Genomic DNA, 22,951 nt, shown 5'->3' with positions numbered 1-22,951 from the left:
TGAAGTTCTTCCCCCTCCCTAGTGCACGGGTGATGAATACAAGAGCTATGCCAATGTTTCTCTGTTGTCGACAAGTGGATACAAAGAAGCCCGCCATCCTGTCGGAGTGCGGGCCTCGGTTGATGCATAGCGAGCTAATCATTACCCGGCTGATTTATTAATCAACTCAAGCTGTTACGACTCAACTCACTCTTTGTGCGGTGCCGGCTGCTGCTGGGTAAGGCAGTGGATATTGCCGCCACCCAGTAACAGTTCGCGGCCCGGCACCAGCACCACTTCGTGCTGCGGGAACAGCTTCTGCAAAATCTCTTTTGCCGGCGCATCCATCGGATCGTCGAAGCTCGGCGCGATGATGCCGCCATTGACGATCAGGAAGTTCACGTAGGAGCCAGCCAGGCGCACAGACGGATTGCGCTCCTGCGTGCCGTTCACCGGATCGACACCAGCGCACTCTTCTTCGGTCGCGTACAGCGGCCCCGGAATCGGCATTTTATGCACCGTGAACGGGCGACCCTTGGCATCGGTGCTGTTTTGCAGCACGTTCATCGCCGCCTGGCAGCGCGGGTAGTTCGGATCTTGCGGATCATCGGTCCATGCCAGCAGCACTTCACCCGGACGCACGTAGCAGCAGAAGTTATCCACATGGCCGTCGGTTTCGTCGTTGAACAAACCGTCCGGCAGCCAGATGATCTTATCCACAGCCAAATTGGCGCTGAGCACCGCTTCAATTTCTTCGCGGCCCAGGTGCGGGTTGCGATTGCGGTTGAGCAGGCATTCTTCGGTGGTGATCAGCGTGCCTTCGCCGTCGACGTGAATCGAACCGCCTTCAAGCACGAAGCCTTCAGTGCGGTAACGCGGGCTGCGCTCGATCTCGAGGATCTTGCCGCCGACCTGCGAATCACGGTTCCACGGCGAGTACAGACCGCCGTCGAAGCCACCCCAGGCGTTGAAGTCCCAGTTCACACCGCGCACTTCGCCGCTGTTGTTGATGACGAAGGTCGGGCCGCTGTCGCGTACCCAGGCGTCATCGCTGGACATCTCGACCACGCGGATATTCGGCACGTCGAGGCGCGCGCGGGCGTTTTCGTATTGGCCAGCGGAAACGGCAACGGTCACCGGTTCAAAACGCGCGATGGCTTTGGCCACCGCTGCGTGTGCGGCTTGCGCCGGTTTGCCGCCCAGACGCCAGTTGTCCGGGCGCTCAGGCCAGATCATCCAGGTCTGCGTTTGCGGCGCCCACTCGGCCGGCATGTGAAAGCCGTCGGCGCGCGGGGTACTTTTCAAGGTGGTCATCGGGATCAGGACTCCAGGGAACCGTCGAGGGTTTTCAACGCGCCGTACAGGTTCGGACGGCGGTCACGGAATGAACCCCACGCGCTGCGAATGTGTTCGAGCTCGTCGAGGTTGAAAGTGTGCACAAGAATACCTTGTTCGGTTTTATTCAGCTCCTGCACTTTTTCGCCGAACTGGTCGGCGATGAACGAAGAGCCGTAGAACGTAATGTCGTAGCCGTCCTGTTCTTCGTTGCCGATGCGGTTGCTGGCGATCAGCGGCATCAGGTTGGCGCCGGCATGGCCCTGCTGCACACGCTGCCAGTGATCGCGCGACGAGATGGTCTTGTCGTGCGGCTCGCTGCCGATTGCGGTTGGATAAAAGAGGATTTCCGCGCCTTGCAACGCCATGCTGCGTGCGGCTTCCGGGAACCACTGATCCCAGCAGATGCCCACGCCGATCTTCGCGTAACGGGTGTTCCACACTTTGAAACCGGTGTCGCCCGGGTTGAAGTAATACTTCTCGTGGTAGCCCGGGCCATCCGGGATGTGGCTTTTACGATAAATCCCGAGGTTGCTGCCGTCGGCGTCGATGATCGCGATGCTGTTGAAACGCGCGCGGCCGGCCAGTTCGTAGAAGCTGATCGGCAGCACCACTTGCAGCTCTTTGGCGATTTTCTGGAAATGTTTGATCGCGACGTTTTCTTCCGCCGTCGTCGCCAGTTGCAGGAAGTCCGGGTTTGGCTTCTGGCAGAAGTACGGCGCCTCGAACAGCTCCTGGATCAGGATGATCTGCGCGCCTTTGGCGGCGGCTTCACGCACCAGCCTTTCAGCGATTTCGAGGTTGGCTTCAAGATCCCAGGAACAGGCCATCTGAGTGGCGGCAACGGTAACGATACGGCTCATGAATCATCTCCGGGCAAGTGCTTTGACGGCCGAGAATTCGACCGAAAAGAAAAACGCGCGCACCGGACATGAGATCGCCATGCCGGAGCAATGGCGACTTTATAACCGATAAATATCGACCTTAGAAGCTGTAAAATAGCATTTCGTCTAAATACACCCAACAAAAGCCGATACAAATCGAATTAACAACTCAAGAAAAAATGTGGGAGTGAGCTTGCTCGCTCCCACAGGGGTTCGGGTGAGGGCTTACAGACCTTCGCTGAGAACTCGGTCGAGCATATCGACAAAGAAATCCACACTCTGGCGCGACGTCACCATCGGCGGTTTGATCTTGAGAATGTTCAGATCATCACCGGTCGGCTGCATGAAAATCCCCAGCTCACGCAAGCGATCGCAGAGCAACGCCGTCTCTTCGGTCGCCGGTTGCAGCGTCTCGCGATTGCGGATCAGCTCAAGTCCGAGATAGAACCCTGAACCGTGCACTGCGCCCACCAGCGGATGTTTATCGGCCAACGCTTCGAGCCGCGCCTTGAAGTGGCCACCGACCACTTGCGCGTTCTCCCAGAGCTTTTCTTCTTCCATGACATCGAGCACCGCCATGCCGATCTGGCAACTCACCGGACTGCCACCCGCCGAGGAGAAAAAGTAACCTTCTGCCTCTAGCGCCTCGGCGATTTCCCGGCGGGTGATAACCGCGCCCAGCGGTTGACCGTTGCCCATGCCCTTGGCCATGCAGATGATGTCCGGCACCACGCCCTGCTCTTCAAAACCCCAGAAGAAGTGACCCATGCGCCCGTAACCAACCTGCACTTCGTCGGCGATGCATACGCCGCCCTGCGCGCGTACCAACCCGTACACCTGTTTCAAATATCCCGGCGGCAGCGAAATGCCGCCGGCATTGCCATACACCGGTTCGCAGATGAATCCGGCCAGTTGGCGCTTCTGTTCGGCGAGCGTTTCCAAATGATGCTCAACGCTGCGCACGTAATCCGGCGCCGAATCGAGGCCACGGAATTCACCGCGATAGGTGTTTGGCGCAGACACCGGATGCACCCAGTCCGGGCGGCTTTCCAAGGCTTTCGGGTTGTCGGCAATCGAGGTCGAAACCGCATCGGCACCGACCGTCCAACCGTGATAGGCCTCAAGCACACTGATCATGTCGCGCCCGCCGCTGTAGGCCCAGGCCAGACGTATTGCCAGGTCATTGGCCTCGCTGCCGCTGTTGACCAGAAACACCCGATCCATGCCCTGCGGCGCCAGTTTCAGCAAGCGCTCGGAAAACTCCGCTACCGCCGCATAGTTGAACCGCGAGTTAGTGTTGAGCAGCGACCACTGCCGCGCAGCGACCGCCGCCATGCGCGGGTGGCCGTGACCGAGCACTGCTACGTTGTTGAGCATGTCCAGATAGGAACGGCCCTGCATGTCGATCAGGTGATTGCGCCAGCCGCGTTCGATTCGCGGCGGATCGGCGTAGTAGTGTTTTTGCGTGCGGGCAAAACTGGCGTCGCGCCGTTCCAGCAGGGTTTTACCATCCAGCTCCGGCTCGGCATCACAGGCCAGTCCTAACAGCGCCGCTGGCGACGGGCACAGGGCCTGCCACGCGGCTGCATGCGCAGGGGTGCAAAACAACGGCGCATTGAGTTGCGCGCCACGGCACAACTGCACCCGCAACGGGCCGCTGACCGCGCCCAGTACCTGACCTTTGACCAGCGCCGCGCCGCTGTGCAGCGAAGGTGTCACGCCCCACAGCCGCAGGCTGAGTTGCGGGCCATCCAGTTGCAGCACACCGTCTGCCGCCTGATGCACGACGCCAGCGAACGGCGCCTCCACGGTGGCGGCATCGGGCACGCGCAATTCCACGTGCAGCGGAAATGTGTCCGGCTCTACGGCACTGTCCGGACGAGTGCGCGACAAACGGTACTGACCGTAACGACTCGCCGCCAGACCATGCACTGCAGCAGCTTCAGTCAGCAGGCGCTGATCGATACCCTGCTGTTCCCAGTTGCCGGCATCGAAATGCGGACTCAGGACACCAAGATCAATCAGCGCAAATTCGCAACCGACCAGACCGGGCAGCAAGGGCGCAAAACCTTCGCTGTCGATCGCCGGCAATGCGTGACCGACGGCCGTGAGGATCGCCGCTTCCATCAGTGCCTGCGGCACCGAAGTGGCCACGCGGAAGATCTCCCACTCATGGGTGAGATTGTCGCGGCTGTAAGTATTCGCGGGGTCGATGCTGACCTGCTGCTCGCCACTGAGTACCAGCACCGCCGCACGCGCGACGATCAATGGCCACAGCGCTTGCAGCTCTTCGTTTTGCAGCGGGTTGACCGCGTGATACGCCTGAACCGCCGGCAATATGACAAACGGATCACCACCGGCGTGATGCAGCAACGCTGCACAGGTCACCGACAGATCGGTGATGCGCCAGGTGCGCACCAGATCGCCAAAGTCGATCACGCCCTGCAACTGCCAATGACGCTGGACATCGCGCGCCCAGACGGCATTGTCATCGGTGATATCCATGTGGATCGCCTGTACCGGCAGCTTGCCCTGCAACGGCTGCAAACGGCGCTCGGCCTGTTCGGCCGCATCGGCAATCAATGTGCGTTGTTGCTCATCCTTGATCACCGGCAGCAGATGGCTGATCAGTGCACTGGCGTGGCGGGCATCCCACTGCAACGTGCGCTCAAGGCCCGGATGGTCGAACCCGGCCAGCGCCAGATCCATCTCACCGCAGAGCCGGCCGAACCCCGCTACAACGTCGCGTCCCAAGTGATCGAAATGCGTGAGCGGCTGGCCCTCGATGTAATCCAGCAGTCGCACATGGACGGCTTCGCCCCCGACCTCCAGTGACAGCAGATCCTGGCCGTTATTGGCCGCGATCACCCGCGGTACCGTCACCGCCGCGTGCTCGGCCAGGTACTTGAGGCCGGCATGCTGGGCTTGCAGCTCCACCAAGGCGTAATCGCCACGACAGATTTTCAGCACAAAGCGCCCGCGCGGACTGTCGACGCGAAAATTCAGATCCTGCTGACTGCCAAGGGCCTGCAACGTGCCGCTGAGGCCGTAATGCTCCGCCAGCCATTGCCGGGCCTGCTCGGTAGATACCTGCGGGCTGGGCAAACTGGCGCGATGAATCAACGTGGCGAGCGGCATGAAACGACCCCTGAAATTTTATTAGGCGCCTATATCGCCATTGCTGCGCTGTATCCGCAACCCCCAACCGCGTAAAGGCATCCGGGCTATTTGTCTTCCAGCACTCGCACCCTTCGGCACTTTGCGCAAGAATGTCGACCATTCACACCTGTCTATGGAAATCCCCATGAATGTAATCACCACCGACCTGCCCGGTGTCCTGATCATCGAACCGAAGGTGTTTGGTGACGAGCGCGGTTTTTTCTACGAGAGTTTCAATGCCAAGGCGTTTCAGGACGCCACCGGTCTGGACACGCAATTCGTTCAGGACAACCACTCGCGCTCGCAAAAAGGCGTATTGCGCGGCCTGCATTACCAGTTGCAAAACACCCAGGGCAAACTGGTCCGTGTGACGGTTGGCGAAGTATTGGATGTGGCCGTGGACATTCGCCGCAGCTCGCCGCATTTCGGCAAATCCGTAGCGGTACGTCTTACTGCCGACAATCATCGTCAACTGTGGGTGCCGGAAGGTTTCGCCCATGGTTTCGTGGTGCTGAGCGAGTTCGCCGAATTCCTCTACAAGACCACCAACTACTACGATCCATCGTCCGAGCGCAGCATTCGCTGGGATGACCCCGCTCTGGGCATCGACTGGCAGCTGGACGAAGCGCCGAAGCTGTCCGCCAAGGATCAAGCCGCAGCCCTGCTCAAGGACGCAGACGTCTTCGCCTGAGGCCGGGCATAATGCGCCTGTCACTACAGGCGCATCCGGCTCATGAAACCAACCCTCCCCCGCAGACCCCGCTGGCGCAGCCTCGCCCTGCTGGCCCTGTGTCTGGCGCCGCTGCTGTGGCCGCTGGAACATCTTGCCGAGCGCTATTACCGCAGTGAACTGGCCGGACAAAACCGCCAGACCCTCGACCTGTACGTTGCCAACCTGCTGGGCACCCTGCACCGCTATGAAGTGCTGCCGCAAATCCTTGGCGATCTGCCGGCGCTGCGTGCGGTACTCGGCGCGCCGGACGACGGCGTCAGCCAAGGCAATGCCAATCGCCTGCTGAAGAACATTGCCGCGCAGACCGGCGCCGAAGTCATGTACCTGATGGACACCAGCGGTCAGACGCTGGCGGCGTCGAACTGGGACAAGCACGACAGTTTTGTCGGCCGCAATTTCTCCTTCCGGCCGTATTTCAGTGAAGCCATGGCCGGACGCCTCGGGCGCTTCTTCGGTCTCGGTACAACGTCTGCCAAACGCGGTTATTTCTTTGCCGCCGCCGTGCGTAACGGCGAAAAAATCATCGGCGTGCTGGTGATCAAGGTTGACCTCGACCACACCGAAAGCCTGTGGGGTAAAACCCCGGAACAACTGCTGGTGACCGACCACAACGGCGTGGTCATCCTCACCTCGCGTCCGGAATGGCGCTTTCGCTCGACCCGCGACTTGAGCGACGGCGAACGCTCAGCGATCACCGCCATCCAGCCCTACCCGACCCGCGAGCCGCGCCCATTGAACCTCAGCCCCAGCGCGTGGCTGATCCAGACCCACGACATCGCCGAAACCGGCTGGAGCGTGAGTATCCTTGCCCCGCGCACGCTGATCGACCGTCCGGTGCGAACCGTAGTGGCCATCGGCGGCGCCACGCTGTTGGTGGTGATGTTGTTGCTCGGTCTGATGATGCAGCGCCGTCGCCATTATCTGGAACGCATCGCGTTCGAGGCAAAGGCACGCCGCGAACTGGAAGGCCGCGTCGCCGAGCGCACCAGCGACCTCGAAGGCCTCAACCGGCGTTTGAAGGAGGAGGTGCTGGAACGTGAACAGGCCCAGCAGGAGCTGGTGCGCGCCCAGGATGATTTGGTCCAGGCCGGCAAGCTGTCGGCGCTGGGGACCATGTCAGCGAGCATCAGCCACGAACTCAATCAGCCGCTGGCGGCGATCCGCAGCTACGCGGAAAACGCCGAAGTACTGCTCGATCATCAACGCACCGACGATGCACGCGGCAACCTCAAACTGATCAGCGAACTGACCGGGCGCATGGCCTCGATCATCGCCCACCTGCGCGCCTTTGCCCGCCGTGATCGCCACGCGCCGGAAAGCGTTGCCCTGCAACCGGCGCTCGACGATGCCTTGGCACTGCTGGCCAAACGGCGCCGGAGCATGGAAGTCGAGCTGATCCGCGATCTACCCGCCGCCACGCTGTGGGTCGAGGCCGGGGAAACGCGCCTGCGTCAGGTGCTTGGCAATCTGCTCGCCAATGCCCTCGACGCGCTCACCGAGAAAGGTCCGCCGCGCAAACTCTGGCTGAGTGCCGAATCCACCGCCGAGGGCGTCAATCTGTACATTCGCGACAACGGCCCGGGCTTTTGCATGGAAGCCCTTGGCCGCGCCAGCGAGCCCTTTTACACCACCAAGACCCGCACGCAGGGCCTTGGTCTGGGGCTGGCCATTTGTGAAACGCTGATGCGCGCCTTCGGCGGTGAACTGTCGTTCGCCAACCACAAGCAAGGTGGCGCCTTGATTACCCTGCGGCTGCGCGCCGGTGCGCCCGGGGTCAGCCTGCAACCGTCCGAGGATCGAAGTACATGACCATCGACAATCGCATTCAGGTGGTGTTGATCGACGACGATCCGCACCTGCGTCAGGCCCTCGGCCAGACCCTGGATCTGGCCGGCCTGAAAATTCTGCCGCTGTCCGAAGCCAAGGGTCTGGCCGCACAGCTGGAGCGTGACTGGCCGGGTGTGGTGGTCAGCGATATCCGCATGCCGGGCATGGATGGCCTCGAATTGTTGAGCGAATTGCATGCCCAGGACCCTGAGCTGCCCGTGCTGCTGATCACCGGCCACGGCGACGTGCCGCTGGCGGTGCAGGCCATGCGCGCCGGCGCTTATGACTTTCTCGAAAAACCTTTCGCCAGCGATGCGCTGCTCGACAGCGTGCGTCGCGCGCTGGCCCTGCGCCGACTGGTGCTGGACAACCGCAGCCTGCGTCTGGCCCTCAGCGACCGCAACGAATTGAGTGCACGACTGGTCGGCCATTCGACGCCGATGCTGCGCCTGCGTGAACAGATCGGCGCGCTGGCCGCGACCAAGGCTGATGTGCTGATCCTCGGCGAGACCGGTGCCGGCAAAGAAGTCGTCGCCCGCGCACTGCACGATTTATCCAGCCGCCGTAACGGCCCGTTCGTGGCGATCAACGCCGGCGCACTGGCCGAGTCGGTGGTGGAAAGCGAACTGTTCGGCCACGAACCCGGCGCGTTCACCGGTGCGCAAAAACGCCGGATCGGCAAATTCGAATTCGCCAATGGCGGCACGCTGTTTCTCGATGAAATCGAAAGCATGAGCATGGACGTGCAGGTGAAGTTGCTGCGCATGCTGCAAGAGCGCGTGGTCGAGCGTCTGGGCGGTAATCAACTGATCCCGCTGGACATCCGCGTGATTGCCGCGACCAAGGAAGACCTGCGTCAGGCTGCCGATCAGGGCCGCTTCCGCGCCGACCTGTATTACCGCCTCAATGTTGCGCCACTGCGCATTCCGCCGCTGCGCGAACGTGGCGAAGATGCGCTGGTGCTGTTCCAGCATTACGCCGATGAAGCCAGCGCCCGCCACGGACTGCCGCCCCACGAACTGCAACCGGCACAACGCGCCTTGCTGCTGCGCCACACCTGGCCGGGCAACGTGCGCGAACTGCAGAATGCCGCCGAACGTTTCGCCCTCGGCCTGGAACTGGCGCTGGATAACGCTGGCGAAGGCAATGGAAGCACCACGGTCGAGGTTATCAATGGCGGGCTCAGCGAGCAGGTGGAAAACTTCGAGAAGTCGTTGATCGCCGCCGAACTGGCGCGCTCGCACAGTTCGGTGCGCAGCCTCGCCGAAGCCTTGGGTATTCCGCGCAAGACTCTGCATGACAAATTGCGCAAGCATGGTCTCAACTTCGGCGACAGCAGCCATGGGGACGAGAACGAATGAGCACAGACACTCGCTATCTGGAGTCGGTCCTGCATCACGACATCCCGCTGACACGGGACATGGGCCTCAAAGTGCTCGACTGGCATGAACAGCAGTTGAGTCTGCATTTGCCACTTGAGCCGAACGTCAATCACAAGAGCACCATGTTCGGCGGCAGCCTTTACTGTGGCGCGGTGCTGGCCGGTTGGGGCTGGTTGCATTTGCGTTTGAAGGAAGAAGGCATCGCCGACGGACACATCGTGATTCAGGAGGGGCAGATCAGTTACCCGCTGCCAGTTACTGGCGATGCCACGGCGATTTGCCCAGCGCCTGATGCGAAGGTGTGGAAGAAGTTTCTGGCGATGTATCAGCGTTATGGGCGGGCGCGGTTGACGTTGAATACGCGGATCGTCAATGCGGGTAGCGATGAGGATGCAGTGAGGTTTACCGGCCAGTACGTTTTGCACCGCTGAAGATCAAAAAACCCTCACCCTAACCCTCTCCTGGAGGGAGAGGGGACTGACCGAGGTGTCTTGCGTTGTGCATCGACCTGAAAGATCGCAGCGATTATGGATTCAGCAAACCTCGACCAGGTCAGCGCTGCTTTCCAATATCCCTCGATCGGCTCCCTCTCCTGGGGGAGAGGGCTGGGGTGAGGGGGATTGCGGATCAGCCCACTTAACCCCGAGCCAACTCCAACAATCTGGAACGCCAGGCCGCCTTCGCAGGCAGCGCCAAAAAGAACTCGTTCAACAGCGATTCCCGCGCCGGATAGCAGAACGCTTCCCCGCGCAGATCCAACACCTCACCGCCAGCCCCTTCCAGCACACCTTGCGCCGCCGCCGTGTCCCACTGCGAAGTCGGCGCCAGGCGCGGATAGCAATCCGCCGCGCCTTCAGCCAGCAGGCAGAATTTCAGCGAGCTGCCAATATTCGCCAATTGCAACTCGCCCAGACTCGCACTCAACCCTGCCAGCAAGCGCTCCTGCTCGGGACTCGAATGCCGACGGCTGGCCACCACGGTAAACGCCTCTCCCGCCCCTGGCACATCACGCACCTGAATCGCAACCGGCGTGCCGTCCTTGTCGCAGCGCCATGCGCCAAGCCCGGCGCCGCCAACGTAAAAACGACCATTGGTCGGCATCGACACCACGCCAAACACCACCCGACCGTTTTCGATCAGCGCGATGTTGACCGTGAACTCTTCACTGCCGCTGATGAACTCCTTGGTGCCATCCAGCGGATCTACCAACCACCAGCGCTGCCAGCCGGCGCGCACGTCCTGAGGGATGTTGGCGTCCTCTTCCGATAACACCGGAATGCTCGGATCCAGCGCCGTCAGCCCGGCGACGATCAGGTGATGCGCGGCCAGATCCGCCGCCGTCACCGGCGAATCATCGGACTTGGCCGTGACCTCAACGCCAACACGCCAGAACGGCAAAATCGCCTCGCCTGCCTGCAATGCCAGCTCAACGACCGGCGCCATCAACGGGTGGGGAAACTTCATCGATATCTCACTCATGCTGGAAAGAACCCGCGTTGGGTCAGCAGATCGCGGGTCAGATACAGTGCAGCCAGGGCGCGACCTTCAGAGAATTGAGGATTAAGCGCCAGCGACGACAGTTCGCGCAGGTTCACTTTATCGACACGCATCGGCTCAGGCTCATCACCTTCCAAACGTTCTTCGTACAAGTCAGTGGCCAGGACCACCTGAATTTTCTGGCTCATGTAACCGGGCGACAGCGACAGCTCGGTCAGATGTTCCAGTTGCCGCGCGCCAAAACCGGCCTCTTCCTTGAGTTCACGTTCGGCCGCTGCCAACACATCCTCGCCCGGTTCGATCAAACCTTTGGGCAGGGACAACTCGTATTCATCAGTGCCGCCGCAATACTCTTCGACCAACACCGCGTGTTCGGCATCCAGCATTGCCACAATCATGACCGCGCCGTAACCCGCACCTTTGCCGACCAGACGCTCATACGTGCGTTCCACGCCGTTGGAAAAGCGCAGCTTGAGTTCTTCGACGCAAAACAGGCGACTGGTGGCGACGATCTCGCGGGCAAGTACGGTGGGTTTCTGGCGCATGCAAAGCTCCTTGGCGTGAACGCGCTACTATAACGCGGCTTTCCCGATTGTTTATGTCGGATATCTTTCTACCGTTCGAGACGTTGCCATGCCTTCATTACCGTGGTCCGACATCGATACCGTTCTGCTCGACATGGACGGCACGCTGCTGGATCTGCACTTCGACAATCATTTCTGGCTGGAACACCTGCCGCAGCGCTACGCCGAACTGCACGGGGTCAGCCGGGCCATGGCCGAGATGGAATTGCAACCGCTGTTCGAACGCCATGCCGGCCAGTTGCAGTGGTACTGCCTGGATTTCTGGAGTGCCGAGTTGAAGTTGTCGGTGCGTGAGTTGAAACAGGAAACCGCGCACCTGATTGCCCTGCGCCCGGATGCCGATACGTTTCTGGCGGCGATCAAACGCGCCGGCAAACGGGTGATCATGATCACCAATGCACACCGCGACTCACTGTCTCTGAAGCTGGAACGGATTGAGCTGGCGCCGTATTTTGAGCGGCTGATCAGCTCCCACGATTACGGTTTTCCCAAGGAGAACCCGCAATTCTGGGATGCCTTGCAGGCGGATATCGGATTTGATCCGGCGCGCAGTCTGTTTATCGACGATACGCTGCCGATTCTGCGCAGTGCGCGGGACTTTGGTGTGGCGCATTTGCTGGCGGTGAAAGAGCCGGACAGCCGCAAGGGACCCAAGGACACGGCTGAGTTTGCGGCGGTTGAGGATTATCGGGATTTGATTGCCGGGCTTTGATACCGAGTTGTTCCATTCGCGAGCAGGCTCGCTCCCACATTTGGAATGCGGTCCAATGTGGGAGCGAGCCTGCTCCGGGCGGCGCTCCGACGTGTTACTCAGGAATACGCAGTGTCTGCCCTGGATAGATTTTGTCCGGATGCGACAGCAGCGGTTTGTTGGCCTCGAAGATCTTGTTGTACTGGTTGGCGTTGCCATACACAGCGAGGGAAATCGCGCTGAGGGTGTCGCCTTTTTTCACCACGACAAATTTTGCTGCAGCCACCACCGGGCCGGTCACGGTGATCTGATCATCCACGCTGCCAACCCCGGCAATATTGCCCACCGCCAGCAAAATCTTTTCTTTCTCTTCCTGACTCGCGACTTCACCGGTGACGGTCACCTTGTCGCCATCCACCGTTGCCTGCACATTCGGATTGCCCAGGCCGACCTTGCTGATGTGTTCCTTCAACTGCTCACTGGCATTGGCGTTGCCCGGGGTCAGCAGATCGATCAACTTCTCACCGGCTTCTTTAACAAAACTAAAAAGGCTCATCGTGGTTCTCTCCATGGAATAAAGGTTCAGTCGTCCAAGCCTAGACCACCGCAGACAAACCCGGTTCCAAGCCGACCAATGACCCTGCCACCGCGCAAGCGGTAGAATCCCCCAACCCTGCCAGCGCCCGGAGCGAAGATGGACATCAAGCAGCTGAAATTCCTCATCGCCCTCGACGAAACCCGCCACTTCGGCCAGGCCGCCGCGCGTTGCCACATCACCCAGCCAACCCTGTCGATGCGCCTGCGCAGCCTCGAAGAAGAACTCGACCTGCCGCTGGTCAACCGTGGCCAGCGTTTCGAAGGTTTCACCGCGCCGGGCGAGCGCGTGCTGGCGTGGGCACGTTCGGTGATGGCGGCCTATGACGGTTTGCACGCGGAAGCAGCGGCGTGTCGCGGCAATCTGATCGGCACGCTGCGACTGGGCGTGGTGCCGCTGTCGAGTTTCGATCCGCTGCCGGTGATGCAACGCCTGCATGCCGCACACCCGAACCTGCGTTTTGAAATGTCAGCGCTAAGCTCCGAGCAAATTCTTGAGCATCTAGCGAACAACCGAATCGACATCGGGGTTTCTTATCTCGACCGACTGGATCACGAACGCTTCGAATCACTGGCCTTCAACGAAACCCGCATGGGTCTTTTATACGACCAGCGAACCTTTACCTTCGGTGACGCACCGTTGAGCTGGGAATCGCTGATCGAACTGCCGCTGGGCATGCTCACCAGCGGCATGCATTTTCGCCAGTCCATCGACCACAACTTCCACAGCCGCAGCCTGACCCCGCAACCCTTGCTGCAAACCGACGCTGTGCATCAATTGTTACAAGCGGTACACGGCGGTTTCTGCTGCGCGATCATGCCGCTCGACGGCGGCCTGGAAAAACTCACTGACCACCTGCGCCTGCAACCCATCGAAAACGCTCAAACCCTCGCGCCGCTGGGCCTGATCATGCGCCGCGGTGCCCCGCGTTCAGCGTTGGCCGAGGCCTGTTTCGCGCTGTATCAGAAATCGCCAACGGCCCCTTGATCGACGGCATCTATCGATAGATCGACAGTAGCGATTAGACGCGACAAGTTGCCGCGCCTAGTCTTAACGTTGATCAAACCGTCGGTGATGCCATGAACGCCAAGCGCCCAGCCTGCGCGGCGCCTGCACTTGAAACGCCCGCGCCTGCCGCCAGCCAGACTTACAGTTACAGCGATTTACCCCGCGAGGAATCGACCAGCACTGCGCTCGCCGAGGAAGTCGCGTTGGCGATCGCCTACAACGGCATCAGTCAGGCGGTGATGCTGGTGACACCGACCGACCTGGAAGACTTCATCGTCGGCTTCAGCCTCGGCAGCGGCATCATCGAAGACGCGACCGACATCTATGACCTGCAACTGACAGGCGCCGGCTCGGCGCAATACGCGCAAGTGACCATCGCCAATCGCGCCTTCTGGAACCTCAAGCAGCAACGTCGGCAAATGGCGGGCACCAGCGGTTGCGGATTGTGCGGCGTTGAAGCGGTCGAGCAGGCACTGCCCGATCTGAAGGTGTTGCCCGGTGCGCCATTGCCGCCGATTGAATGGCTCGACGGTTTGCGTCAGCGCATCAGTGCGTTTCAGCCTTTGGGTCAGTACTGCGGTGCGGTACACGCGGCGGTATTCATGAACGCCAGCGGTGAATTGCTGCTCGGCCGCGAAGACATCGGCCGGCACAACGCCCTTGACAAGCTGATTGGCGGGCTGATCCGGCAAAAGATATCCAAAGAAGGCGGCCTGGCGATTGTCACCAGCCGTTGCAGCCTCGAATTGATCCAGAAAGTCTTGCGCGCCGGCATCCAGACCTTGGTCAGCCTGTCCGCACCCACCGGCCTTGCCGTGCAATGGGCCCGTCGACACAACCTCAATCTCATCCACCTGCCGCAGAAAAGTGCGCCGCGGGTGTATAGCCCCGCGATGGAGAATCAAGCGTGAGCCAACATCATCAAGCCGACCAGAAACCTGTCCCGCGCTACAAGCCTTACAAAGGTGCCGCCGGCGGCTGGGGTGCCCTGATCAGCGTGGCTCAGGCCTGGTTGACCAGCGACAACGCCCTGAAAAACCTGCGCATGATGCTCAAGACCAACCAGAACGGCGGCTTCGACTGCCCGGGTTGCGCGTGGGGCGATTCGCCGGAAAGCGGCATGGTCAAGTTCTGTGAGAACGGCGCGAAAGCGGTGAACTGGGAAGCCACCAAGCGCCGCGTCGATGCCAAGTTCTTCGCCAAGCACAGCGTCACTTCGCTGCTGCAGCAGAGCGATTACTGGCTCGAGTATCAGGGTCGCCTGACCGAGCCGATGGTCTACGATGCCGAAACCGATCGCTACAAGCCGATCAGTTGGGACGACGCCTACACCCTGATCGCCAAGCACCTGCAAAGCCTGCCGAGCCCGGACCTGGCCGAGTTCTACACCTCGGGTCGCGCCAGCAACGAGGCGGCGTATCTTTATCAGCTGTTCGTGCGCGCTTACGGCACCAACAACTTCCCTGACTGCTCGAACATGTGCCACGAAGCCAGTGGTGTCGCCTTGGCGCAGAGCGTTGGCGTCGGCAAAGGCACCGTGACCTTTGACGATTTCGAACACGCCGACGCGATTTTCGTCTGGGGCCAGAACCCCGGAACCAACCACCCACGCATGCTCGAACCGCTGCGTGAAGCGGTGAAACGCGGCGCGCAAGTGGTGTGCATCAACCCGTTGAAGGAACGCGGCCTAGAACGTTTCCAGCACCCGCAACACCCGATCGAAATGCTCACCAACGGTGACAAGCCGACCAACACCGCCTACTTCCGTCCAGCACTGGGCGGTGACATGGCGCTGCTGCGCGGCATGGCCAAGTTCCTTCTGCAGTGGGAGCGTGACGCGCAGAAGGCGGGCGAACCTGCCGTGTTCGATCACGACTTCCTCAACGCCCACAGCGCCAACGTGCTCGAGTACCTGGGCGTGGTCGATGACACGCCGTGGGAGCAAATCGTCGAGCAATCTGGCCTGACCCTGGTGGAGGTCGAGCAAGCTGCGCGCATGTACGCCAAAGGCAAGAACGTGATCATGTGCTGGGCAATGGGCATCACCCAGCATCGCCATTCGGTACCGACCATTCAGGAAATCGCCAACCTGATGCTGCTGCGCGGCAACATCGGCAAACCGGGCGCCGGCCTGTGTCCGGTGCGCGGCCACAGTAATGTGCAGGGCGACCGCACGATGGGCATCAACGAGCGTCCGCCGGTGGCGTTCCTTGATTCGCTGGAACGCCGCTTCCAGTTCAAGGTGCCGCGCCACAACGGCCACAATGTGGTCGAAGCGATCCACGCAATGGCTGAAGGCCGCGCTAAAGTCTTTATCGGTCTGGGCGGCAACTTCGCCCAGGCCACGCCGGACAGCCCGCGCACATTCGAAGCACTGAGCAATTGCGACCTGACCGTGCAGATCAGCACCAAACTCAACCGTAGTCACTTGGCTCACGGCAAAGACGCATTGATCCTGCCGTGCCTGGGTCGTACCGACATCGACATCCAGACCGAAGGCCCGCAAGCGGTCACCGTGGAAGACTCGTTCAGCATGGTTCACGCTTCCAACGGTCAGCTGCAGCCGCTGTCGAACCAGATGCGCTCCGAACCGTCGATCATCGCCGGCATCGCTGCCGCCACGCTGGGCAGCAAACCGGTGGACTGGAACTGGCTGGTGGCCGATTACGGGCGCATCCGCGAACTGATCGCCGACACCATTCCCAACTTCAAAGAGTTCAACGAGAAGATCAAGAACCCGGGCGGTTTCTACCTGGGCAACAGCGCTGGCGCGCGCAAGTGGAATACGCCGTCGGGCCGGGCCAATTTCCGCGCCAATATGCTGCCGAAAGATCTGGTGCACGAGCGCACCCGCGCCACCGGGCAACTGCCAGACCTGATCCTGCAATCGATGCGCTCCCACGATCAGTACAACACGACGATTTATGGTCTCGACGACCGTTATCGCGGGGTCAAGGGTCAGCGCGATGTGTTGTTCGCCAACGAGGCGGACATCATTCGTCTGGGCTTCCGTCCGGGGCAAAAGGCTGACATCGTTTCGCTGTGGGATGATGGCCGTGAGCGTCGAGTGAAGGGCTTCACACTGCTGGCATTTGATATTCCGGCGGGGCAAGCGGCGGCGTATTACCCGGAAGTGAATCCGCTGGTGCCGCTGGAGAGCACCGGGGATGGCAGCCATACGCCAACGTCGAAGTTCATTGCGATTCGACTGGAAGCGGCGAGTGAGACCGGGTTGATCATGGCCAAATCCGCTTAACGCGGCGCTTGAATCAGCCCCTTCGCGAGCAGGCTCGCTCCCACATTGGAATGCAGTTCAAATGTGGGAGCGAGCTTGCTCGCGAAGGCGGTGGGACATTCAATACATTTCTTCCCAGCCCGCACTTTTCAAACGCCCACAAAAAAGGCCGCTTTTTCACAAAAGCGGCCTGTCAGAAGTAGCTAAAGACCGGCGAAAATCGGTTAAGTTCCGGTGAAAAAACAGTAACTTGCAAAATTGTATACAAGTCGTGTTATTCGTCGGATTTCGATTGTCACACCCATTCCAGAGCCTCAGGATCGGCGCCGTCATCCCTTTGAGGCTCCTCTATGAAGTTCTCCTCGATTCTCTTGTTGTCCCTTGGCCTGGTCAGTGGCTTTGCGTCTGCTGGCGGCACCACCGAAGCAGGTGTGGGCGGCGCATTGGGCGGGGTTCTTGGCTCGGTCGTCGGTCAGTCTTTAGGCGGCAATACAGGTTCCACCATCGGCGCAGCCCTTGGCGGCGCGGGTGGTAGTGCGGTTGGTGCCGACAAACGCAGCCGTGGCGAAGCCGCCATCGGTGGTGCGCTGGGCGCAGCCGGCGGCAACGTAGTCGGCCGCAGCATGGGCGGCACCACCGGCAGCCTGATCGGCTCCGCAGCAGGCGGCGGCGCGGGTGGCGCGCTGGGTAACTACATGGGCAACAAGAGCGATGACGATGATCGTCGTTACGACCGTCGTCATGATGACCGTCGCTACTACCGCGACGACCACCGTGGTCGCGGCCATGCCTATGGCCATCGCAAGCATCACAAGTACTATCGCCACCGTTAATGTGAATGCTTGAACAAAAATCGCAGCCCGAGGGCTGCGATTTTTTTTGCCGTTTACACCACCAGATATTCCAGTGCCTGCCGCAATTCGGCAGGGATCGGCACTGGCTGATTGCTCGCCCGATCGACGAATACATGCACGAATCGCCCGGCCGCACAGGCCTCGCTTTCACCGACCTTGAACACCGCCAATTCGTACTGCACCGAACTGTTGCCCAACTTGCCGACCCGCAGACCGATCTCGATCAGATCCGGAAAGGCGATCGAGGCGAAGTAATCACACGCAGAACTGACCACAAATCCCACCACCTCGCCGTCATGGATATCCAGACCGCCGACCTGAATCAGGTAGGTGTTCACCGCCGTGTCGAAGAAGCTGTAGTAGGTGACGTTGTTGACGTGACCGTAGGCGTCGTTGTCGTGCCAGCGCGTGGTGATGGGCTGGAAGTGAGGGTAGTCGGTGCGCTGAGGCATCGGGTTGGACATTGCTCAACAATCCCTGAAGTTAATGGGCGAGTCTAATTCAAAATCGCGCCGCACCCTTCGCGAGCAGGCTCGCTCCCACATTTGAAATGCGCTCTCCTGTGGGAGCGAGCCTGCTCGCGAAGGCGTCAGCACCGCCGCCAAACCTAACGATCTGCAAATCCCTTGCCCTGCGCCGCCAATTCACCAATCAACCGCGCCGGTTTCCACTGATCGCCCTGCCGCGTCTCCAGCGCCAGCAAGCGCTGATGAATGTCCGCCAGCCCTTGCTGATCCGCCCAGGCCATCGGCCCGCCCTTGTCCGCCGGGAAGCCGTAGCCGTTCAGATACACCAGATCGATGTCGTGTGCCGATTGGGCGATGCCTTCCTGCAAAATCTTTGCACCCTCGTTGACCAGTGCCAGCAGGCAGCGCTCCAGAATCTCCTGCGGACCAATCTCGCGGCGCTGGAAGCCCAACCCTTCGCTGACCTGCAACACCAGCGCATCGACCTCAGGATCGTGCTCAGCCTGACGACTACCCGGCTCGTAATGGTAATAGCCATTGCCGGACTTCTGGCCAAACCGGCCCATCTCGCACAAGCGGTTATCTACCTGCACCTCCGGCGCATCCTGGTATTTGCCGGCCAATTCGCGCGCACGCCACTCCAGATCGATGCCGACTACGTCGTACATGCGAAACGGCCCCATGGCAAAACCGAAACCTTGCAGCGCCGCGTCGACCTGCTGTGGATAAGCGCCTTCAAGCAACATCTTGCGCGCCTCCAGTACATACGGGTGCAGCATGCGATTGCCGATAAACCCGTGGCAGTTGCCCGACACCACACTGACCTTACCCATGCGCTTGCCCAGAGCCAGCGCCGCGTCCAGCACCGTCGCAGAAGTCTGCGCGCCGCGAACGATTTCCAGCAGTTTCATAATGTGCGCCGGACTGAAGAAATGCAGGCCCAGCACTTGCTCCGGACGCCTCGTCGCGGCAGCAATCGCATCGATGTCCAGCGCCGAGGTATTACTCGCCAACAATGCCTCTGGCTTGAGCAAGCCATCGAGCTCGCGAAAGATCTTCTGCTTCAGCTCAAGATTTTCGTACACCGCCTCGATCACCAGATCAACATTGCGAATCGCCGCGTAATCCGCCGCCGCACTGACCCGCGCCAAACGCGCATCCGCCTCGGCCTGATCAATCCGCCCCTGACGCACGTTGTGTGCATAAGTCTCGGCCACGGTGGTGAGTGCCTGTTCAAGCATCTGTGGATTGTTATCCACCCACCGCACGCTCACGCCGGCGTTGGCCAGGCACATGACAATGCCGCGCCCCATGGTGCCCGCACCGATCACGGCGGCCTGCTGAATATCGAAGGATGTCTGGCTCATATTGTTCTCTTGTTGGCGATCCAAAGACTGGTCTCACCATAGTCAGCCAACGACGGTTTTTGAAGTTTATTACCGTGATGATCGACATTCAGCGGATGGATACAGGCGCCCTGACTCCCACAGGATTTATGTTTAATCGAGCAAATGATCATCAGCCCAGTTGCGGACTTCGGCATAGGGATACTCTTCCAATGCCGCAAACCCCGGAATCGCTCGCGCCTTGAGCTTGGTGAACAACGGCACGCTGATTCCGCACAGGAACCGCGTCAGCCGCTCTGCTGTCGGGATGACCCCGGTGTGCTGCTCATGCCTGTGGATAAAGTCGCCACACAGCGCCGCAAAGTTTTTATCCACAAGCGCGGGCAATTCCGGTGGTGCCGGCAACCGCGCCACCTGGCCATGACACACCGAGCAATGCCCGCACTGCTCAGGCGCATTGTGATCACCGAAATACTCGGCCAGGCGATAGCCCAGGCAGCGCTCGCTGGCGAAGACTTCAAGCATCGCGTGGATGCGCGCCACTTCGGCCTGCTCATGCCGCGTGAAGTATTCATGCAGCTCAGCGCTCAAGGCATCGCTGTCAAAGTCGCTGTTCAGAAGGCTGTAGACCTCGGTCATCTGCTTGCTTTCCAGTTCGACCCAGCCCTTTTCCTGAAAGTAATCCAGCGCCTTCACCACTCGATTGCGCTCGGCGGAATACTGCGAGTACATCGCCTCGAAATTCACCGTGGCCCAAGTGCGCGCACGAGGCGAGGTCTGAATGATCGCGCCGACAAAATCCCTGCGCTCACCGTCGAAACGCTCAAGCAGCGCTTCAGGCTCCAACAGGTATTTGAAACGGTATTCGGCGTAATAGGCGTAGCGCGGCGCGATCAAACCGCGCAGCTCCAGTTGTACCAACAAGGTTTTCAACGGGAGTGCGCGAATGTTGCTCTGATCCGCCAGCGGCCCGAGCAGAAACTCCCACTGTCCTTCCGGTACTGAGGCCTTCAGTTCGTCGAGTACATAGCGAATGCCGTCGCGCTCCGGCGTATCGCCGTAGACGAAGTTTTCCAGCACGTTGAGGCTGTCGCGATTGGCCAACACCAGACAGTCCGACGGCTGCCCGTCGCGTCCGGCGCGGCCGATTTCCTGACTGTAGTTTTCGATGGATTTGGGCAGGTCAAAGTGCACCACATTGCGGATGTCACTCTTGTCGATGCCCATGCCGAACGCGATGGTCGCGACGATGCAATTGGAGTGCCCGGCCATGAAGCGTTTCTGGATCGCTTCGCGTTTGTCGTGGGCTAAACCTGCGTGATACGCCTCGGCCTGAATGCCGTTGCGCTCAAGGTGTTCGGCGATGTGCTCAGCGGTTTTCTGCAAGGTCACGTAGACGATGCTCGGCTGCCCCGGGCGCTCGGCCATCCACTCCACCAGCCGCCGGCGCTTGTCCTGGCCACGTACCGGCTCCACCAGCAGATTGAGGTTGGGCCGATAGAAACCGGTGGTCACCACATCAGCGGCGGCGATCGCGAATTTAGCCTGCATGTCGGCGATGACTTTCGGTGTTGCCGTAGCGGTCAGCAGCAAGGTTTGCGGGATATTGAACTGACGTTGATAGTCCGGCAGCTTGAGATAATCGGGCCGGAAGTTGTGGCCCCATTCCGAGATGCAATGCGCCTCGTCCACCACCAATAGCGAGATCGGCACCTGCTGCAAAAAGTTGCGAAAACGCTCGTTTTTCAAGCGCTCCACCGAGATCATCAGAATCTTGAGTTCACCCGAACGGGCGCGGGCCATCACGTCATTGGCATCATCGCGGCTCTGCGCCGAATCAATGCTGCCCGCCGAGATGCCATGACGCTGCAAGAAGGCCAACTGATCCTGCATCAGCGCCAGTAACGGCGAGACCACCAACGTCAGGTGCGGCAGCATCAGCGCCGGCAGTTGATAACAAATTGACTTGCCGGAACCGGTGGGAAAAATCGCCGCCGCCGAGCGCCTGGCCAGCACTGCGCTGATCGCCGCCTCTTGCCCGGGTCGAAACTGTGGAAAACCAAAAACCTGTTCCAGGGTGTTGTGCATTCGCTGTCACTCCATTGACTGCTGCCATGCCAACAGCCTAGCGGGCGATCGCAGCGAGTCGAGAAAAGGTCGGGCCCAAATCGATTCGGAATGATACAGCGATTACTTGAACGCCACGGCCCCTGTGGGAGCGAGCCTGCTCGCGAAGAGGCCATTCAGAACAAAACAAATCCTGAAGTTCAGGGACGCAACACCGCCACCCGCAACTGCTCATTCAGCATCTGCTCATGCACACCTTGGCTCTTGCTCGCCCACAGCGCATGGGCCGGGCTGATGTCGCCAGTAAAAGCTGCCGCCAACTGACGCAGATCAGCGACGCTGCGCACACGCGGGCAGAACGGTTGCTCATCACAGTTCTGACTGGCGTTGCGATAGATACTCAGCAAACCCTCCCAGAGGCCGTCGCGCACGTGGCGAATCGACTTCAGTTGCACGTGGAGCACACCGAGTCGCTGCTCAAGCCCCTCTTCATCCAGCGCTTCGCTGGCCAACAGAGCTTTGGCGAACATCAACACTTCACCGCGCGACGCCGTGTCCATGCTCGCCTGGCTGATGAGTGCCTCCGGCCAATCGGTGCGATCGAGGCGATCCAGCACCCACGCATTGCCAACGTCCGAGGCCATGGCCAAACGGCAAGTGCCCAGCCCGAGCAATAAAATTGCGGCCATTCGTAGCCAGTGCATACCTAATTCCCTTTAAGCGCGTGTCAGACGTTTGGAAACGCCCTACAGATTCTGGCGCGCACGATACAGTGGTTTACCGCGAATCGCCTGACAATCCCGTAGGAATTATTACGCCTAAGGGTTTTGCCTCGAAAATGCTGCGAAATCACGTAGGGCATTTCCTCAAAACACGGAAAAACCCCTACGAATACTGTCCATTGCGGCTGTCTTGTCCCACCGCGAAACGCCCTTCTATAGTGGCCGGCGCGGCTGCAAACACTCTGCCGGCCCGCCCCAGCGCCTTCGAACAGGACACGCCTCACCATGATCAATCGCTATCGCCCCCTCAAGACTTGCTACAGCGAAAAGCCGGTACTGCTTATCGACAGCCACTCCAGCCAGACTGACCTGATCAATGCCGCCGATCAGCGTTTACGCGCGGCCGGAGATTTGCTGGAAACGCTCTATTGTTTGTGTTTCAAACAAGCTGACGTGAAAGATATTCCCAACATCGTCAATGCCCTTTATTTATTGGTACAGGACAGTTGCGATTTGCTTGAAGTTGCCAAACAAAAACCACCCCAAACAACATACAACTAAAACGCGCTACAAATCCGGAAACACC

20 protein-coding genes are annotated in these 22,951 nt (G+C 60.1%); 10 read left to right on the top strand and 10 right to left on the bottom strand.

Features of this window, described 5'->3' with window-relative positions; all coding sequences use genetic code 11:
• Window positions 1–186 precede the first annotated feature (186 nt).
• From aguA to ACZ0A4_RS25605, 3 genes are all read right to left on the bottom strand, one after another.
• Window positions 187–1,293, bottom strand: a complete 1,107-nt coding sequence (aguA, locus tag ACZ0A4_RS25615; RefSeq protein WP_463576786.1) for an agmatine deiminase — start codon at window positions 1,291–1,293, stop codon at window positions 187–189.
• 5 nt (window positions 1,294–1,298) lie between these two features.
• Complete coding sequence (gene aguB / locus ACZ0A4_RS25610) at window positions 1,299–2,177, bottom strand: N-carbamoylputrescine amidase (protein WP_463576785.1); 879 nt, start codon at window positions 2,175–2,177, stop codon at window positions 1,299–1,301.
• A gap of 246 nt (window positions 2,178–2,423) precedes the next feature.
• On the bottom strand, window positions 2,424–5,336 hold the full coding sequence (locus ACZ0A4_RS25605; protein WP_463576784.1) for an aminotransferase: 2,913 nt from the start codon (window positions 5,334–5,336) through the stop codon (window positions 2,424–2,426).
• Between the two features lie 166 nt (window positions 5,337–5,502).
• Here ACZ0A4_RS25605 and rfbC point away from each other — a divergent pair, with 166 nt between their 5' ends.
• Genes rfbC through ACZ0A4_RS25585 form a run of 4 tightly spaced genes read left to right on the top strand, consistent with a single transcriptional unit; the run spans window position 5,503 to window position 9,730 of the window.
• On the top strand, window positions 5,503–6,048 hold the full coding sequence (gene rfbC, locus ACZ0A4_RS25600; protein WP_463576783.1) for a dTDP-4-dehydrorhamnose 3,5-epimerase: 546 nt from the start codon (window positions 5,503–5,505) through the stop codon (window positions 6,046–6,048).
• A gap of 42 nt (window positions 6,049–6,090) precedes the next feature.
• The gene (locus ACZ0A4_RS25595) at window positions 6,091–7,899 is read left to right on the top strand and encodes a sensor histidine kinase (RefSeq protein WP_463576782.1); all 1,809 of its coding nucleotides are present in this window, start codon (window positions 6,091–6,093) and stop codon (window positions 7,897–7,899) included.
• Window positions 7,896–9,278, top strand: coding sequence for a sigma-54-dependent transcriptional regulator (locus ACZ0A4_RS25590; protein WP_463576781.1), 1,383 nt, complete (start codon window positions 7,896–7,898; stop codon window positions 9,276–9,278). Before ACZ0A4_RS25595 ends, ACZ0A4_RS25590 begins: the two co-directional genes overlap by 4 nt.
• Window positions 9,275–9,730: a YiiD C-terminal domain-containing protein gene (locus ACZ0A4_RS25585; RefSeq protein WP_463556428.1), complete on the top strand. Its 456-nt coding sequence runs from the start codon at window positions 9,275–9,277 to the stop codon at window positions 9,728–9,730. The genes ACZ0A4_RS25590 and ACZ0A4_RS25585 overlap by 4 nt, the downstream gene beginning before the upstream one ends.
• A gap of 205 nt (window positions 9,731–9,935) precedes the next feature.
• Here the strand turns inward: ACZ0A4_RS25585 and cysQ are convergent, their stop codons facing one another.
• Together cysQ and nudE are read right to left on the bottom strand one after the other, a co-directional pair.
• Entirely contained in the window at window positions 9,936–10,763 is an 828-nt protein-coding gene (gene cysQ, locus ACZ0A4_RS25580; protein ID WP_463576780.1) for a 3'(2'),5'-bisphosphate nucleotidase CysQ, read from the bottom strand.
• Between the two features lie 11 nt (window positions 10,764–10,774).
• On the bottom strand, window positions 10,775–11,341 hold the full coding sequence (gene nudE, locus ACZ0A4_RS25575) for an ADP compounds hydrolase NudE (protein ID WP_077570256.1): 567 nt from the start codon (window positions 11,339–11,341) through the stop codon (window positions 10,775–10,777).
• 88 nt (window positions 11,342–11,429) lie between these two features.
• Between nudE and yrfG the strand changes: the two genes are divergently transcribed.
• A complete protein-coding gene (gene yrfG, locus ACZ0A4_RS25570) occupies window positions 11,430–12,092 on the top strand; it encodes a GMP/IMP nucleotidase (protein WP_093429998.1) in 663 nt (220 codons plus the stop codon).
• A 94-nt stretch (window positions 12,093–12,186) separates the two neighbouring features.
• On the opposite strand, the gene lysM is transcribed toward yrfG, so the two are convergent.
• Complete coding sequence (gene lysM / locus ACZ0A4_RS25565; RefSeq protein ID WP_463576779.1) at window positions 12,187–12,627, bottom strand: peptidoglycan-binding protein LysM; 441 nt, start codon at window positions 12,625–12,627, stop codon at window positions 12,187–12,189.
• Between the two features lie 138 nt (window positions 12,628–12,765).
• Between lysM and ACZ0A4_RS25560 the strand changes: the two genes are divergently transcribed.
• From ACZ0A4_RS25560 to ACZ0A4_RS25545, 4 genes are all read left to right on the top strand, one after another.
• A complete protein-coding gene (locus ACZ0A4_RS25560) occupies window positions 12,766–13,653 on the top strand; it encodes a LysR family transcriptional regulator (protein WP_463576778.1) in 888 nt (295 codons plus the stop codon).
• Window positions 13,654–13,745: 92 nt separating this feature from the next.
• Complete coding sequence (fdhD, locus tag ACZ0A4_RS25555) at window positions 13,746–14,585, top strand: formate dehydrogenase accessory sulfurtransferase FdhD (RefSeq protein ID WP_463576777.1); 840 nt, start codon at window positions 13,746–13,748, stop codon at window positions 14,583–14,585.
• Entirely contained in the window at window positions 14,582–16,930 is a 2,349-nt protein-coding gene (locus ACZ0A4_RS25550; protein WP_463576776.1) for an FdhF/YdeP family oxidoreductase, read from the top strand. Before fdhD ends, ACZ0A4_RS25550 begins: the two co-directional genes overlap by 4 nt.
• Before the next feature lie 329 nt (window positions 16,931–17,259).
• Window positions 17,260–17,742 carry a glycine zipper domain-containing protein gene (locus ACZ0A4_RS25545; RefSeq protein WP_016986401.1) on the top strand — a complete coding sequence of 161 codons (483 nt, stop codon included), beginning with the start codon at window positions 17,260–17,262 and terminating at the stop codon, window positions 17,740–17,742.
• A gap of 53 nt (window positions 17,743–17,795) precedes the next feature.
• On the opposite strand, the gene ACZ0A4_RS25540 is transcribed toward ACZ0A4_RS25545, so the two are convergent.
• From ACZ0A4_RS25540 to ACZ0A4_RS25525, 4 genes are all read right to left on the bottom strand, one after another.
• Window positions 17,796–18,227 (bottom strand): acyl-CoA thioesterase, encoded by a 432-nt coding sequence (locus ACZ0A4_RS25540; RefSeq protein WP_122594019.1) that lies wholly within the window; start codon window positions 18,225–18,227, stop codon window positions 17,796–17,798.
• A gap of 143 nt (window positions 18,228–18,370) precedes the next feature.
• Window positions 18,371–19,597, bottom strand: a complete 1,227-nt coding sequence (locus tag ACZ0A4_RS25535; protein WP_463576775.1) for a 3-hydroxyacyl-CoA dehydrogenase — start codon at window positions 19,595–19,597, stop codon at window positions 18,371–18,373.
• 132 nt (window positions 19,598–19,729) lie between these two features.
• On the bottom strand, window positions 19,730–21,664 hold the full coding sequence (locus ACZ0A4_RS25530; protein WP_463576774.1) for a RecQ family ATP-dependent DNA helicase: 1,935 nt from the start codon (window positions 21,662–21,664) through the stop codon (window positions 19,730–19,732).
• Between the two features lie 179 nt (window positions 21,665–21,843).
• Window positions 21,844–22,347 carry a polysaccharide deacetylase gene (locus ACZ0A4_RS25525; RefSeq protein WP_463576773.1) on the bottom strand — a complete coding sequence of 168 codons (504 nt, stop codon included), beginning with the start codon at window positions 22,345–22,347 and terminating at the stop codon, window positions 21,844–21,846.
• Between the two features lie 303 nt (window positions 22,348–22,650).
• Here ACZ0A4_RS25525 and ACZ0A4_RS25520 point away from each other — a divergent pair, with 303 nt between their 5' ends.
• The gene (locus ACZ0A4_RS25520) at window positions 22,651–22,926 is read left to right on the top strand and encodes a hypothetical protein (RefSeq protein ID WP_077570236.1); all 276 of its coding nucleotides are present in this window, start codon (window positions 22,651–22,653) and stop codon (window positions 22,924–22,926) included.
• The last annotated feature ends 25 nt before the right edge of the window (window positions 22,927–22,951 follow it).

The sequence above is a fragment of the Pseudomonas sp. AC172 genome (genome assembly GCF_979258595.1).
The sequence above is the reverse complement of the archived record's forward strand: the minus strand, read 5'-3'. Positions and strand labels throughout refer to the sequence as shown.